14 protein-coding genes are annotated in these 14,977 nt (G+C 56.6%); 8 read left to right on the top strand and 6 right to left on the bottom strand.

Annotated elements, in window-relative coordinates; all coding sequences use genetic code 11:
• Positions 1 to 35 precede the first annotated feature (35 nt).
• Positions 36 to 602, top strand: coding sequence for a TetR/AcrR family transcriptional regulator (locus tag FOC35_RS02200; RefSeq protein ID WP_172568018.1), 567 nt, complete (start codon positions 36 to 38; stop codon positions 600 to 602).
• Here FOC35_RS02200 and FOC35_RS02195 read toward each other — a convergent pair.
• Positions 599 to 1,162 carry a DedA family protein gene (locus FOC35_RS02195; protein WP_016535478.1) on the bottom strand — a complete coding sequence of 188 codons (564 nt, stop codon included), beginning with the start codon at positions 1,160 to 1,162 and terminating at the stop codon, positions 599 to 601. The genes FOC35_RS02200 and FOC35_RS02195 overlap by 4 nt on opposite strands.
• Positions 1,163 to 1,326: 164 nt before the next feature.
• On the opposite strand from FOC35_RS02195, the gene FOC35_RS02190 reads away from it, so the two are divergent.
• Entirely contained in the window at positions 1,327 to 1,914 is a 588-nt protein-coding gene (locus FOC35_RS02190) for a Yip1 family protein (RefSeq protein ID WP_172568017.1), read from the top strand.
• A 161-nt stretch (positions 1,915 to 2,075) separates the two neighbouring features.
• Complete coding sequence (pbpG, locus tag FOC35_RS02185) at positions 2,076 to 3,017, top strand: D-alanyl-D-alanine endopeptidase (RefSeq protein ID WP_172568016.1); 942 nt, start codon at positions 2,076 to 2,078, stop codon at positions 3,015 to 3,017.
• On the opposite strand, the gene FOC35_RS02180 is transcribed toward pbpG, so the two are convergent.
• A complete protein-coding gene (locus FOC35_RS02180; RefSeq protein ID WP_172568015.1) occupies positions 3,018 to 3,572 on the bottom strand; it encodes a GNAT family N-acetyltransferase in 555 nt (184 codons plus the stop codon). It abuts the gene before it with no gap.
• Positions 3,573 to 3,697: 125 nt separating this feature from the next.
• Positions 3,698 to 5,437, bottom strand: a complete 1,740-nt coding sequence (gene dld / locus FOC35_RS02175; RefSeq protein ID WP_172568014.1) for a D-lactate dehydrogenase — start codon at positions 5,435 to 5,437, stop codon at positions 3,698 to 3,700.
• Positions 5,438 to 5,615: 178 nt separating this feature from the next.
• Here dld and bglX point away from each other — a divergent pair, with 178 nt between their 5' ends.
• Positions 5,616 to 7,913, top strand: coding sequence for a beta-glucosidase BglX (gene bglX / locus FOC35_RS02170; RefSeq protein ID WP_172568013.1), 2,298 nt, complete (start codon positions 5,616 to 5,618; stop codon positions 7,911 to 7,913).
• 55 nt (positions 7,914 to 7,968) lie between these two features.
• Here bglX and FOC35_RS02165 read toward each other — a convergent pair whose 3' ends face one another.
• Together FOC35_RS02165 and FOC35_RS02160 are read right to left on the bottom strand one after the other, a co-directional pair.
• Entirely contained in the window at positions 7,969 to 9,381 is a 1,413-nt protein-coding gene (locus FOC35_RS02165) for a trehalose-6-phosphate synthase (RefSeq protein ID WP_254065353.1), read from the bottom strand.
• A 29-nt stretch (positions 9,382 to 9,410) separates the two neighbouring features.
• On the bottom strand, positions 9,411 to 10,829 hold the full coding sequence (locus tag FOC35_RS02160; protein ID WP_172568012.1) for a glutamine synthetase family protein: 1,419 nt from the start codon (positions 10,827 to 10,829) through the stop codon (positions 9,411 to 9,413).
• Between the two features lie 280 nt (positions 10,830 to 11,109).
• Here FOC35_RS02160 and FOC35_RS02155 point away from each other — a divergent pair, with 280 nt between their 5' ends.
• From FOC35_RS02155 to FOC35_RS02140, 4 genes are read left to right on the top strand one after another with little or no spacing between them, the layout of a single operon-like run.
• Positions 11,110 to 12,021 carry an ABC transporter substrate-binding protein gene (locus FOC35_RS02155; protein WP_254065352.1) on the top strand — a complete coding sequence of 304 codons (912 nt, stop codon included), beginning with the start codon at positions 11,110 to 11,112 and terminating at the stop codon, positions 12,019 to 12,021.
• Between the two features lie 16 nt (positions 12,022 to 12,037).
• Positions 12,038 to 13,192 carry an ABC transporter permease gene (locus FOC35_RS02150; protein ID WP_305792505.1) on the top strand — a complete coding sequence of 385 codons (1,155 nt, stop codon included), beginning with the start codon at positions 12,038 to 12,040 and terminating at the stop codon, positions 13,190 to 13,192.
• Positions 13,189 to 14,133, top strand: a complete 945-nt coding sequence (locus FOC35_RS02145) for an ABC transporter ATP-binding protein (RefSeq protein WP_172568011.1) — start codon at positions 13,189 to 13,191, stop codon at positions 14,131 to 14,133. The genes FOC35_RS02150 and FOC35_RS02145 overlap by 4 nt, the downstream gene beginning before the upstream one ends.
• Positions 14,117 to 14,848, top strand: a complete 732-nt coding sequence (locus FOC35_RS02140) for an ABC transporter permease (protein WP_016535490.1) — start codon at positions 14,117 to 14,119, stop codon at positions 14,846 to 14,848. Before FOC35_RS02145 ends, FOC35_RS02140 begins: the two co-directional genes overlap by 17 nt.
• On the opposite strand, the gene FOC35_RS22715 is transcribed toward FOC35_RS02140, so the two are convergent.
• A complete protein-coding gene (locus FOC35_RS22715; RefSeq protein ID WP_039898019.1) occupies positions 14,829 to 14,936 on the bottom strand; it encodes a membrane protein in 108 nt (35 codons plus the stop codon). The two genes, FOC35_RS02140 and FOC35_RS22715, sit on opposite strands and share 20 nt — an antisense overlap.
• Between the last annotated feature and the right edge of the window lie 41 nt (positions 14,937 to 14,977).

Below are 14,977 nucleotides of genomic sequence, written 5' to 3'. Positions count from 1 at the left end.
ACATACGGCATGATAGATTTTTCAAAGGAGCCAGCATGAGCACAGTGACCCTAAGCGCGCGCGACCGAATTCTGCATACTGCGCATAACCTGTTCTACCGGGACGGCATTCGCGCCACCGGCATCGATCGGATAATCAAAGAAGCTGGCGTGACTAAGGTGACCTTTTATCGGCATTTTCCGGCTAAGAATGACCTGATTGGGGCTTTTCTGGATTACCGGCACCAGCGCTGGATGGCGTGGTTTAGCGAAACGCTTAAGCAGGAAATGGCCCGCGCGGGAAGTCTGGTGCAGTCTCTGGCGGCAACGTTAGAAAACTGGTTTGACGACGAGGCATTTCGCGGATGCGCGTTTATTAACTCGGCGGTTGAAATGGCGGAGGCCCTGCCTGAAACATTACCCATCGCCCGGGCGCATAAACAGGCGATGGTAGAGTGCCTTGCGGGCTATCTGCCGCACAATGAAGCCGGAAAGCAGCAGGCCGAAATGCTGGCGCTGGTTATAGACGGGGCGATAGTCAAAGCCCAGCGTGACGGCGGCGGGGAAGAGGCGCTGATACAACTGCGGGCCTGGCTGGCGCTGTTGCCCGCAGCGGAGAATTAATCCTCTTTCTGGCGGTGTTTAAACCATAACCGCACGCCTATCACCAGCGCGACGGCGGCTATCAGCCATATCCAGTGTCGGAGATGTTGGTCGAGGTTATGCAGCCATGGGCCGACCACTTCGCCGCCCAGATAGCCGAGAGTGGTAAACAGCGTTGCCCAGAGGATCGCACCGCAGATATTCAGCGGAATAAACAGCTTAGGCGGCAGCTTGCTGGCACCGATAATAATCGGCCCGACGATACGAAATCCGTACATAAAGCGACTGCCAATCACAAACAGATAAGGATGGCGGTTAATCAGCGCCTGAGCCTTAGCAATTTTCTTGTGATGTTTTTTGAACCGTGCCAGCAGCGAGCCGCCGAAATGCCTGCCCACCAGAAACAGAACCTGGTCGCCAATCATACCGCCAAGCGCGACGGCGGCAACCACCAGAGGAAATTTGAGTAATCCCTGATGCGCGGCCACGCCGCCCAGCAGAGTAATCGTTTCGCCTTCCGCCATGCTGCCGACAATCAGCGCCGCATAGCCGTACTGCTCTATTAAACCGTTGATATCCATCAGCCCGGACTCATCTCCATGTTCATTGTTTCCCTAAAGCATACAACCCATAGCCGCCCGGTTTGCAAATAAACGCAGATATTTTTCACCTGGCTAAATATTAACCGCACGGTGAATTATACTTAGGCTATTGCAAGCATTTGCGCTGCAGGTCAGGAGGTTGTATGAGCCACGTCTGGGGATTGTTTTCCCATCCTAATCGCGAAATGCAGGAAATTAAGCGCGAGAACGAATCCGTCTCGCACCACTACACTCACCATGTGCTGTTGATGGCGGCGATACCCGTCATCTGCGCGTTTATCGGCACCACGCAAATTGGCTGGAATTTTGGCGACGGTAGCTACGTGCAGCTTTCGATGTTCACCGGCCTTTATCTCGGCATACTTTTCTACGCCTTGATGCTGGCGGGCGTTGCGGTGATGGGGCGAGTCATCTGGTGGATGTCGCGTAACTACCCGCAGCGGCCATCGCTCGCCAGCTGTATGGTATTTGCTGGTTATGTCGCCACGCCGCTGTTCCTGAGCGGGATTGTGGCGCTTTATCCGCTGGTCTGGCTGTGCGTAGCGGTAGGCGCTCTGGCGCTGGTTTACACCGGCTACCTGCTCTATGTCGGCGTGCCTGATTTCCTCGGGATCGACAGGGAAGAGGGCATGAGCTTCGCCAGCTCAACTCTGGCAATAGGCGTACTGGTGCTGGAGGTGCTGCTGGCGGCGGCGGTAGTGCTGTGGGGGTACGGCTATCGCCTGTTCTGACGGTGCGGAATTTTTAGAAACTTTTGATATAACGTTACCATTCTTAACTGGTAGTTTAACGGGGCGCCGGAGTATGATTCTGGCGCCCCGCGTCTTTGTTTATTCAGATAAATGTCTGCGGTGAGCCTATACTTTTCCGGAATCATTACAGAAGTGTCACCATGCCGACAAAAATCCGTTTATCGTTGTTCAGCCTTGCGCTGATGATGACTGTGCCTTTTGCCCCGCAGGCAGAAGCCAGTAAGGCCGTCACTCAGGCGGCCAGCGCCGGTCAGGAGATTGCCTCCGGCAGCGCCATGATTGTCGATTTGCAAAGCAACAAAATTCTCTATTCCAGCCATCCGGATCTGGTTCGTCCTATCGCCTCGATTACCAAGCTGATGACGGCGATGGTGGTGCTGGACGCGCATCTGCCGATGGATGAAATGCTAAAAGTGGACATCAGCCATACGCCGGAGATGAAGGGGATTTACTCTCGCGTGCGTCTGAACAGCGAGATCAGCCGTAAAAATATGATGCTGCTGGCGCTGATGTCTTCTGAAAACCGCGCGGCAGCGAGCCTGGCGCACCACTACCCTGGCGGCTACGACGCGTTTATTCGTGCGATGAACGCCAAGGCTAAGTCATTGGGCATGACCCACACGCGTTACGTGGAGCCAACCGGCCTGTCGATTGAAAACGTCTCGACCGCCAACGATTTGACCAAACTGCTGATTGCCACCCAGAAATATCCCCTGCTCGGGCAGCTCAGCACCACTCATGAAGATATGGCGACCTTCCGCAACCCTTCTTACACGCTGCCGTTCCGCAACACTAACCATCTGGTGTACCGCGAAAACTGGAATATTCAGCTGACGAAAACCGGCTTTACTAATAATGCCGGCCACTGTCTGGTTATGCGCACCGTGATTAAAGGGCGCCCGGTGGCGCTGGTCGTGCTGGATGCCTTCGGGAAATATACCCACTTTGCCGACGCTAACCGCCTGCGCAACTGGATGGAAACCGGGAAGATAACGCCAGTTCCCGCTGCGGCATTAAGCTACAAGCGTTCAAAAGCGGCGCAAATGGCAAACAACACCGTTTCCGCCGGGGACGAAGAGTAATTATTGAGGCAGCGTCTGGTCTCCGCCGTTGAGCGGGCGCTGCATCATTACCGTATCGCGCCAGTCTCCAAGCTTGAACCCGACGCTGCGCAGCCGTCCTACGGTTTCAAACCCGTGCTGGCTGTGTAATCTGCAAGATCCCTCGTTATTTTCGCCATCACCAATCACGGCAATCATCTGTCGCCACGGCCCTTGTTCACAGCGCGCTATTAACTCGCCGAGCAAAGCTTTGCCGATACCGCGCCCCGTCATGCCGGTGTCGATATAAACGGAGTCTTCGATGGTGTAGCGGTAGCCGGGGCGAGGGCGATAAACAGTGGCGTAGCAGTAGCCAACAATCCGGCCATCTATAACCGCAACCAGCCACGGCAGGCCATAGCCACGAACTGCCGCGAGGCGCTCGGCCATTAGCTGCTCGCCAGGCGGCGTCTCTTTGAAAGAGCCTTTGCCGTTTAGCACATGCCATTGATAAATGCTTTTTATTGCCGGGATATCATCTGGAGTGGCCTCCCTTATCCCCGGCAGTGTGGAAGGTAATACTGCTATTGCCGACATGTCTGTTTCGCCCCCTGGCAGGAAAAAAGGGTGAAGAAAAATCTTCACCCAGTCTTTTTAATCTATGCCGAAAAAAGAGCGAAACATAGGCTGGTGGTCATAGGAGAAACTTATCTCCTGCCCGGTCAGCCATGTTCCTTGCCGCAGCCGCAATTATCCTCAGCCCAGCCTTTACGCTTCGTCGTTTTGCCGATACCGGGGTTCATGCTGTTGGTCGGATCGTTGGCTTTATAGAACTGCTTCAGCGTTTCCGGCGCTTTATAGAGATGGCCCACGTTGTGCTCCGCCGGGTATTGCGCCCCGCGCTCTTGCAGCAGGGCCAGCATCTGCTCTTTCAACTCATGAACATCAACGCCTTTCTTAACAATGTAATCCTGGTGGAAAACATGGCACATAAAATGGCCGTAGTAGAGGCGGTGGATCAGCTTATCGCCAATTTCCGGCGGCAGCTCTTCGAACCAGTCGCTGTCGTTGCGGCGCAGAGCAATATCCAGCGCCAGAATGTCTTCCACCTCATCGGCATGAACCGCGTGGTAGCGAATGGCCGCGCCTGCGGCGGCAAAACGATGAAGGAAAGCTTTGCCGCCTTCTTCCGGCGTGCAGACGAAGAAATCGCCCTCGGCGGTTTTGAAATACTCGGTCAGCCAGGCTTTGGCCTCATCGATTCCGTCGCCCGCCATTTTTAGCAGCAGATGGTGAGGATATTTATCGCGCCAGGTTTTCATGCGCTCCGGCAGGTGCGCCGGGAACGCGCCGCCAAGCTTTTGCATAAAGCGGTCGGTGAAATGCGGTTTAAACAGCGGAACCTTGTCCAGCATGGCATCGGCACGGCCCTTCATGGTGAAGAAGAACGGCATTTTGTCGGTGCCGAGCTTATCGATCATCAGGAAGGTATCCTTGCCGTACTTTTCCGCAATATCGTAAATATCGCGGTGCATATACTCTCCGGCAACCGGCAGGTTTTCGAAGTTAGCCAGAATATGGCGGCGAATTTCGCTCAACACGGCGGGCTGACTGGTGCCGATGTAGAACACCTGCTGGCGTTTTTCCGCCGGGAAGGTGTCGAGGCGTACCGCAAAAACGGCCAGCTTTCCGGCGCAGCCGGAGGACTCAAACAGGCGGTCAGGGTCGGCGTTATAGCGGGCCGGAGTATCGGCTTCAACGTCGCGCACGCGGGTAACATAATCATGGTCATGAGCGTGGCGGCCGTCGTGCTGTACGTCGCTATCCTTCACGCGCTCGTCGTCCAGCGTGCTGAGGATCTGCTCCGGCGTGGCGCCAAGATTAATGCCCAGATGGTTCACCAACTGAAGCTTGCCGTTTTCGTCGATGCGGGCAAACAGCGACATCTCGGTATAGGCCGGGCCGCGCTGCACCAGCGAGCCGCCCGAGTTATTACAAATCCCGCCAATCACCGACGCGCCAATGCAGGAAGAGCCAATCACCGAATGCGGCTCACGCCCCAGCGGCTTAAGCGCTTTTTCCAGCGAATAGAGAGTGGTGCCGGGGAAAGCCAGCACCTGCTCACCTTTGTCCAGTAGATGTAATTTATCAAGGCGCAGGGTGCTGATAATGACGATATCTCGGTCGTAGTCGTTACCGCTCGGCGTGGAGCCTTCGGTCAGGCCGGTATTGGCGGCCTGCATCAAGATTATTTTGTCGGCCGCCACGCAGGCGCTGAGTACGCGCCACAGTTCCAGTAGCGAGCCGGGGAAGACCACCGCCAGCGCCTCGCCCTGCCCGGAGCGGAAGCCCTTACGGTAGCGTGCGGTTTTAGCGGAGTCGGTCAAGACGTGGTGAGAGCCAACGTGGCGAGCGAGTTCGTTTATTAACGTTTTATTATCGGAAGTCATCAGAACAGACATGTATCCACTCCTTTGGTGGCAGCAAAAAGCCTGCCGTTAAGCATAGCGCCGAAAAACGTGAGCGTAACGAGGAAATATCTACGAAATCAGAACATAGCCTCTGCTACGCTCTTCTTACCCTTCGGGTGATGTGGCAAACTGCACCCCTTAACAAAAGCTTGTGTAGAGAGTGAATCCGATGAAATGGCTCTGTTCTGTAGGTGTCGCGGTAAGCATGGCGCTTCAGCCTGCGCTGGCCGACGAGATGTTTGGCCCGCACCCTTTAACGCCGGAAGCGCGTGATGCCTTCGTCACCGGCCTGCTCAAAAAAATGACCACCGATGAAAAAATCGGTCAGCTGCGCTTAATCAGCGTCGGCCCGGATAACCCAAAAGAAGCTATCCGCGAGATGATCAAAGACGGGCAGGTTGGGGCAATCTTTAACACCGTCACCCGCCAGGATATCCGCGCTATGCAGGACCAGGTGATGCAGCTCAGCCACCTGAAAATCCCTCTGTTCTTCGCCTACGATGTGGTTCACGGCCAGCGTACCGTGTTCCCGATAAGCCTCGGCCTCGCCTCCTCCTTTAACCTCGACGCGGTGAAAACCGTGGGCCGTATCTCGGCCTATGAAGCCGCCGATGATGGCCTGAACATGACCTGGGCGCCGATGGTTGACGTCTCGCGTGACCCGCGCTGGGGCCGCGTTTCAGAAGGCTTTGGGGAAGACACATACCTGACCGCCACTATGGGTCGCACCATGGTTGAAGCGATGCAGGGCAAAAGCCCGGCGGATCGCTACTCGGTAATGACCAGCGTGAAACACTTCGCCGCCTACGGCGCGGTTGAGGGCGGCAAAGAGTACAACACCGTTGATATGAGCCCGCAGCGGCTGTTCAACGACTATATGCCGCCGTACAAAGCCGCCCTGGACGCGGGCAGCGGCGGCGTGATGGTTGCCCTGAACTCACTGAACGGTACGCCAGCCTCGGCCGACAGCTGGCTGCTGAAAGATCTGCTGCGCGACGAATGGAAGTTTAAAGGCATTACCATCTCCGACCACGGGGCGATTAAAGAACTGATCAAGCACGGCGTTGCCAGCGACCCGAAAGACGCGGTGCGTATTGCCCTGAACTCCGGCATCAACATGAGTATGAGCGACGAGTATTACAGCAAATACCTGCCCGAGCTGGTGAAAAGCGGCGCGGTGCCGATGAAAGAGCTGGACGACGCTACCCGCCACGTACTGAACGTGAAATACGATATGGGGCTGTTTAACGATCCGTACAGCCACCTTGGCCCGAAAGATTCTGACCCGCAGGACACCAACGCCGAAAGCCGCCTGCATCGCAAAGAAGCTCGCGAAGTGGCGCGTGAAAGCATGGTGCTGCTGAAAAACCGCCTGCAAACGCTGCCGCTGAAAAAGAGCGCAACCGTCGCGGTGATTGGTCCACTGGCCGACAGCAAGCGTGACGCCATGGGCAGTTGGTCTGCCGCAGGCGTTGCCGCTCAGTCCGTTACTCCGCTGGAAGGCATCAGAAATGCCGTGGGCCAGCAGGGCAAAGTGGTGTTTGCCAAAGGCGCGAACGTCACCGATGAAAAAGACATTGTGGCCTTCCTGAACCAGTACGAGCCGGCGGTTACCGTTGACCCACGTACGCCAAAAGAGATGATCGACGAAGCGGTTAATACCGCGAAAAGCGCCGATGTCGTGGTGGCGGTGGTCGGCGAAGCCCAGGGCATGGCGCACGAAGCCTCAAGCCGCACCGGCCTGACGCTGCCGCAAAGCCAGCGCGACCTGATTGCCGCCCTGAAGGCGACCGGCAAGCCGCTGGTGCTGGTCCTGATGAACGGCCGTCCTCTGGCGCTGGTGAAAGAAGATCAGCAGGCAGACGCGCTGCTTGAAGCGTGGTACGGCGGCACCGAGGGCGGGAACGCCATCGCCGACGTACTGTTTGGCGACTACAATCCGTCCGGCAAGCTGCCGATGTCCTTCCCACGCTCGGTTGGGCAAATTCCGACTTACTACAGCCACCTGAACACCGGTCGCCCGTACAACCCGGAAAAACCCAATAAATACACTTCCCGCTACTTCGATGAAGCAAACGGGCCGCTGTATCCGTTTGGCTATGGCCTGAGCTACACCACATTCAACGTCTCAGACGTTAAGCTGTCCTCGCCGGTGATGAAGCGTGACGGCAAAGTTGAAGCTTCCGTTACGGTCACCAATAGCGGCGATCGCGAAGGCGCGACCGTGGTGCAAATGTACCTCCAGGACGTGACCGCTTCGATGAGCCGCCCGGTGAAAGAGCTGAAGGGCTTTAAGAAAGTGACGCTGAAAGCGGGCGAAAGCCAGACCGTCAGTTTCCCAATCGACGTTAACGCGCTGAAGTTCTGGAACGCGAAGATGAAGTACGAGGCGGAACCTGGCAAATTCAACGTGTTTATCGGGCTGGACTCCGCCCGCGTGAAGCAGGGCGAATTTGAACTGAAATAAGCCACGCTGAGTGATGAAAGCCACCTTCCTGAATGAAGGTGGCTTTTTTTTGCCGCTAATAAATTCTCTGCGGCGTAAAAATACCGTGATGGGAGGCGCGGAAGGGCGCGGCGGCGGGAGCCTGGTCGGCGCAGAGTTCGTCAAGAAACGCTCTGGCCCACCACTGGGCGTCGTACCTTTCCACTTTTGCCAGCAGCTGATGATGTCTGCGTTTGCGCTCGTGCAAAGGCATGGTCAGCGCCGAATAAAGCGCGCGGCTGACCTCGGCAGCGTCATAAGGGTTGACCAGCACCGCCTCGCCCAGCTGTTCCGCCGTGCCGGTAAAGGCGGAGAGCATTAGCACGCCGGGATCTTCCGGATCCTGGGCGAGAATAAACGCTTTAGCCCGCAGGTTCATCGCCTCGCAAAGAGGAGTGAACATCGCCACGTGCGCCTTGCGGTAAAGGGCATAAATCAGGTCAGGGTGGCACAGGTTATTGCGGATATAGTTGACCGGATACCAGGACGCATCGCCAAATTTGCCGTTAATTTCCCCGCACTGACGCTCAAGCCGGGCGCAAAGATCGTGCGCTGAATAGGGGTAACCTCTGGACGTGTCGGAGAGTTGCAGCAGGCTGACGTCGCGCAAAAATTCAGGGTGGCTATGAAGAAAAATCTCCATTGCGTCCAAATGGTAATGCACGCCGCTGATATCGCTGATGGTGTCATTGCTGATAATAATCTGGCGATGATAGTTGCTCATCGCCTCCGCGCCGTTTTGCGTCAGCGGAGGCGTTTCTTTATCAATGCCGCAGGGAAAAATACCGAGCTTGATCGCGTGCCCATTCAGCTGAATCAGGTTATCCGCCAGCCGCTCAACGCGGTAAAACCTCAGCGCGTAGGCAAGGAAATTATTCACGTCGCCGCTGGACTGGAATCCGAGCAGGTCGTAGCTAAAAAAGGCCTGCATAATCGCGTCGTGCTCGGGAACCGAGCGCAGGATCTCTCCCGGCGGGAAAGGCTGGTGCAGAAAGAAGCCGCAGCGGTTGGCGTGGCCGTCTTCTCTGAGCATCTTCCCGCTCAGCAATAAATGATAATCCTGCACCCAGACCACATCACCCTCGCCAATCTCGGCGGTAACTCTTTCTTTTACATCGTGATTATAATTTTTCCAACAGGTGAAATACTCTTTCTTATAGTGAATAAGGTCCGGGCGGTTGTGAAACACCGGCCACAGAACGTTATGCATATAGCCCTGATAGAAATTGTCGTATTCTCCCGGCGTCAGCCCCCAGCTGTGCTGCCGGTAGCCGGAATGGTGACTGCATCGATCTTTCCTGTATTTTTTACCGGGGCTGATTTCACCGTTCCAGCCAAACCAGATCCCGGGGCGTTTTCTAAAGATTGAACCCAGCGCCGCAGGGAGGAGGCTGCCGCTTTGGCCGTGCTCAGGCTCGCAGCGATTAGACAGCATAATAAGACGAGACATAAATCACCTCGGGTCGATGTTCAGGCGTTTTAACGGCTAAAAGCCGCTTCTTCCGGCGTGACTATGGTTTCAAACCGCGCCAGCTCCGTTAGCTTGTGGGTCACCCACTGCTGCGCAAAGGCTTCGCCGAGATTTGCGCTCATATAGGCGCTCTGGCGGAATTCTTCGATAGCCGTGTTCTGGAACAGCGGCAGCTCGGGGGCGAACAGGGCGGTATTTTTTAGCGTATCGCTGTCGATGTTCTCCAGCCCGTAAAGCATGCCGGTGAGAATGGCGGCCATCGCCAGATAAGGGTTCACGTCTGCCCCGGCGAGGCGGTACTCAATGCGGCGATTGCCGTCGTCAGAGCAGGGGATACGCAGCGCGGCGCTGCGTTTGTTATAGCCCCAGGAGCTAAACAGCGGCTCGTTAAGGTTTTTGCGTAGTCTTCTGAAAGAGTTAACGTGGGGTGCGATGACCGCAACGGTGGCGGGCATTAATTGCAGCATCCCGGCCAGGCAAAGCTGCGCCATCTCGTTCAGGGCCTCGGCCGGGGAAGCGAACACATTATCGCCATTACGGTCATTGAGGCTGATATGAAAATGCAGGCCGTTACCAGCTAGATGGGAAAAGGGCTTCGCCATAAAGTTGGCCTGGTAGCCAAACTTATCGGCCACGATGCTGGTCAACCGGCGCAGGGCCAGCACGTTCTCACAGATTTCCACCACCTTGCGTGAATGCTTCAGGTTCAGCTCAAACTGCCCGGCTTCGGCTTCACAAACGATGGCGCTTAGCGGCAGACCCTGGGCGGCAGCGGCCTGTTCCAGTTCTTCAATAAAGGCGGTGTAATCGGAAGGGACGGGCATATAGAAGCAGCCCTGAGCCGGAGTCTCCTGCTGTGCTTTACTCACCAGATAGAACTCAATTTCCGGGGCGGCTACCGGGTAAAGTCCGTGATAATGAAACTTATGCAGCACGTTTTCCAGCACCACTCTCGGCTCCAGCGCATACCCGGTGCCGTCGTTTTGCTTCATGGTGAGCAGCAGCTGCGCGTTATGTCGCGGATCGTGAACGCAGGGCCTCAGCGTGCCCGCCACCGGGAGACAAAGGCCGTCGGGCTCATCGTTTTCATGGCTGCCGTCGGCGTGGCTGAACGGCTTTCCCTCGTGATCCATAGCGTAAACAGACTGCGGGAAATAACAGCCGGAAGAGAGCGCCAGCAGGCTGTCTACCGCAATACGCTTGCCGCGAAACGTGCCGTTTACGTCATTCAGATAGATATCAACATGCTTAGTGTCGGGGTGAGACAGCAGATAGCGCTGCACTTCTCCGGCAAACTCTTTTGCGCGCTCTGCGGCAGGTTTTGAAGCCGCAGACCGGCTCCCGACTTCGTCGTTAGATGAAGTCTGAGGGAAATCGAAAAGCGTGAAGATATTTTTGACAAGTGAATGATTAATAAGTGAGTTCATGATGTTCTTTGTCTGAGCCTCGCGGCGATGAACAGAGCATATTCACTGGGGTATAAAAAGAAGGTAAAAATTGCCGGGCGGCGGATAAAAAAAATATAAATGGCACTAAAACCAGGGGAATAGCCGCGAAGCCGGGCCCGTTGGGGCGCGCGGCGTTGCCCCTAATCATCCAAACGTCCGCGCATATCATATACCGCTTAGTGCTTTCCCCCGCTTGTTAAAACTCGGCTATTCTTTGTTTACTGCATGATTTTTAAGTAAAGAACAACGAGGAATAACTATGAACTTATCAACACGTTGGGGCATGGCGGGTTTAGTGATGTTGGCGGCGGGCGCGCAGGCAGCGGAGCCGGTGAAAGTAGGCTCAAAAATCGATACCGAAGGCTCGCTGCTCGGCAATATCATTTTGCAGGTGCTGGAAAGCCACGACGTTAAAACCATCAATAAAGTCCAGCTCGGCACTACGCCGGTAGTCCGCGGGGCTATCACCTCAGGAGAGCTGGATATCTACCCTGAATATACCGGCAACGGCGCGTTCTTCTTTAAAGACGAGAACGACCCGGCCTGGAAAGATGCGCAAAAAGGCTACGAAAAAGTTAAGCAGCTCGACTACGACAAGAACCACCTGGTCTGGCTGACCCCGTCTCCGGCCAACAATACTTATACCATTGCGGTACGCAAGGACCTGGCAGAGAAAAATCATCTGGTTTCGTTGGCCGATCTTAGCGAATATCTGAAGAAGGGCGGCACCTTTAAGCTGGCGGCCTCCGCCGAGTTTATCGAGCGCTCCGACGCCCTGCCTGCTTTTGAAAAAGCCTACGGCTTCAAGCTGGATCAAAGCCAGCTGCTTTCTCTGGCTGGTGGCGACACGGCGGTAACGATTAAAGCGGCGGCGCAGCAGACATCCGGCGTTAACGCAGCCATGGCTTACGGCACGGACGGCCCGGTAGCCGCGCTGGGCCTGGAAACGCTGACCGACCCGAAAGGCGTGCAGGCCGTTTCCGCGCCGACCGCCGTTGTGCGTGAAGCGGTGCTGAAAGAGTACCCGCAAATCGCAGACTGGCTGAAACCGGTATTCACCTCTCTTGACCAGAAAACCCTGCAACAGCTGAACGCTAAAATTGCGGTGGAAGGAGAGGATGCCAAAAAAGTGGCAGCCGATTACTTAAAACAAAAAGGCTTCGTTAAATAGCCTGCTGGAATGACGTTTGCTAAAAATTCATAACAGGGTTTTGCTGCTGCTGGTGCTACTGCTGGCGGCAGCCTTGATGTTGCTCCCGATCATCAATCATGCGCCAAACCGCCTGGTATCCGGTGAACCGTTGGGGATAACCCAGCTTGCCGGTACGCTGCACGATTGGTTGGTGCTTCCGCTTGTGGTTCTCGCCGCTTTAACGCTGGCCCCCCGGCATCCAGGTTCCCTGCTGGCGACCATTATTACCGGTGAATTGCTGTTTATCGGCCTGCTGGTACTGATGGGGCACAGCGCGAGCCAGTTTGCTCAGGAGGGCAGCTCGCTTGCCCGCACCTCGCCCGGCAGCGGCCTGTGGCTGATGTTAGCCCTTAGCCTGCTATTGTGCGCCGACGCGGCTAATCGCCTGACTCCGAAGCCGCTGTGGCGGCTGCTGCTCAACCTGCAAATCTGGATTGTCCCGATAGCGCTGCTGGCAAGCGGCTATTTTGACTCTCTTTCGCTGATGAAGGAGTACGTCAACCGTCAGGATGTGTTCGATGATGCCCTGAGCCGCCACCTTGCGCTGCTGCTCGGCACATTAGTTCCCGCGCTGGTGATTGGCGTTCCGCTCGGCATTCTCTGCTACCGTCGTCCGGCCTGGCAGTCCGGCGTATTCTCCGTGCTTAACGTGATTCAAACCGTGCCGTCCGTGGCGCTGTTTGGCCTGCTGATTGCGCCGCTGGCCGGACTGGCAGCCTGGCTACCGTGGCTTGGCAAAATCGGCGTTAGCGGGATTGGCGTTGCGCCCGCTCTGATTGCCCTGGTGCTCTATGCGCTGCTGCCGCTCGTGCGCGGCGTGGTGGCCGGACTGGAACATGTGCCCCGCAATATTGTGGAAAGCGCGCTCGGCATGGGAATGTCCCGTGTGCAGATTTTCTGGCGTGCCGAAGTGCCGCTTGCGCTCCCGGTTCTGCTGCGCAGCCTGCGCGTGGTTTGCGTGCAAACTATTGGTATGGCGGTCATCGCCGCGCTGATTGGCGCGGGTGGTTTTGGTTCGATAATTTTCCAGGGGCTGCTCAGCAGCGCGCTGGATCTGGTTCTGCTCGGCGTCATGCCGGTAATTGCCCTGGCGGTGATTATCGACGCGCTGTTTAAGCTGTTTATTTCATTGCTGGAGGCAAAACAATGATCGAGTTCGATCGCGTCAGCAAATACTTCCACGGCGAAGCGGCGGTCAGCGACCTGACGCTCAATATTCGTGAAGGGCAGTTTACCGTGCTGATAGGCACCTCCGGCTCGGGAAAATCCACCACGCTGAAGATGATTAACCGCCTCGTCGAGCATGACGAAGGCCTGATTCGCTTTGCCGGAGCTGAAATTCGCAGCTTCGACCCGAAAGCGTTGCGCCGCCGCATGGGCTACGCCATTCAGTCGATTGGCCTGTTCCCGCACTGGACGGTGGCGCAGAATATTGCCACCGTGCCGGAGTTGCTGAAGTGGCCGAAGGCGCGCGTTGCCGAACGTATTGATGAACTACTTGAGCTGCTTGGCCTCGATGCTGAGCAGTTTCGCGACCGCTACCCGCACCAGCTTTCCGGCGGCCAGCAGCAGCGCGTGGGCGTTGCGCGAGCGCTGGCGGCTGACCCGGAAGTGCTGCTGATGGACGAGCCTTTTGGCGCGCTTGATCCGGTAACCCGAGCCACCTTGCAGCAAGAAATGATCCGCATTCACCAACTGCTCGGGCGCACCATTGTGCTGGTCACGCACGACATCGACGAGGCGCTTATCCTGGCGGATAACATTGTGCTGATGGACGGCGGGAAGGTGATTCAGCAGGGCACGCCGCTGGAACTGTTAACCCGTCCGGCCAACGACTTTGTGCGCGACTTCTTTGGCCGCAGCGAGCTGGGCGTAAGGCTGCTGTCGCTGCGCTATGTAGCGGACAGCATTCGCTCCGACGAGCGGCTGGATGGGGAGCCTATTCGCGCCGACATGACGCTGCGCGAAGCGCTGTCTCTGTTTATTGACCGCCAGTGCCAGCGGCTCCCGGTGGTGGATGCGGATAATCAGCCCTGCGGCGTGCTGCACTTCAGCGATCTGGTGAGGGGGGAAAATGCGCCTGCTACGTGACCCGCTGCTTTGGCTCATCATCCTGTTTGTTGGCCTGCTTGAGCTGCTGCCCCACACCAGCGGGCTGTTTAGCTGGCTGTTTCCGCAGCTGACCCGGCCGCTTTACCAGCAGGATAGTTTTACCTCGCTGGCGCTGGCCCACCTTACGCTGGTGGGCATTTCAAGCGTGGTGGCTATCGTGATTGGCGTCGGGCTTGGCGTGCTAGTGACGCGTCCTGCGGGGGAAGAGTTTCGTTCCCTGGTAGAAACCATTACCGCCGCCGGTCAAACATTCCCGCCGGTTGCGGTGCTGGCTATTGCGGTCCCGGTGATGGGGTTCGGCCAGGAGCCGGCGATAATCGCCCTGGTGCTTTACGGGCTGTTGCCCATTCTTCAGGGGACGCTGGCCGGGATTGGCGCGGTGCCGGAGTCGGCGCGTGAGATTGCTCTGGGAGTCGGCATGAGCCGCTGGCAGATGCTGCGTAAGGTTGAGCTACCGCTGGCCGCGCCGGTGATTCTGGCGGGGATCAGAACCTCGGTGATTATTAATATCGGCACCGCGACTATCGCCTCCACCGTCGGGGCTAATACTCTCGGGTCACCGATTATTATTGGTCTCAGCGGCTTCAACACAGCCTACGTTATTCAGGGTGCGGTGCTGGTGGCGCTGGCGGCAATTGTGACCGACCGCCTGTTTGAGCGCCTGTTGGGCTACGTTACGCGCCATGCAAAATGACGATGTAGCCGACCAGCATCACGCCGCCGATGCCGCCTACCGCCATGACAACCATTCCGCCCACCAGGGCTATTTTAGACAGTTTCATTATTCGCTCCGTTTGTTAACGAAGCGATTATAAAGGGAAGC

This window comes from Cedecea sp. FDAARGOS_727 (genome assembly GCF_012273235.1).
In the GTDB taxonomy this organism is placed as follows: domain Bacteria; phylum Pseudomonadota; class Gammaproteobacteria; order Enterobacterales; family Enterobacteriaceae; genus Cedecea; species Cedecea davisae.
The sequence above is the reverse complement of the archived record's forward strand: the minus strand, read 5'-3'. Positions and strand labels throughout refer to the sequence as shown.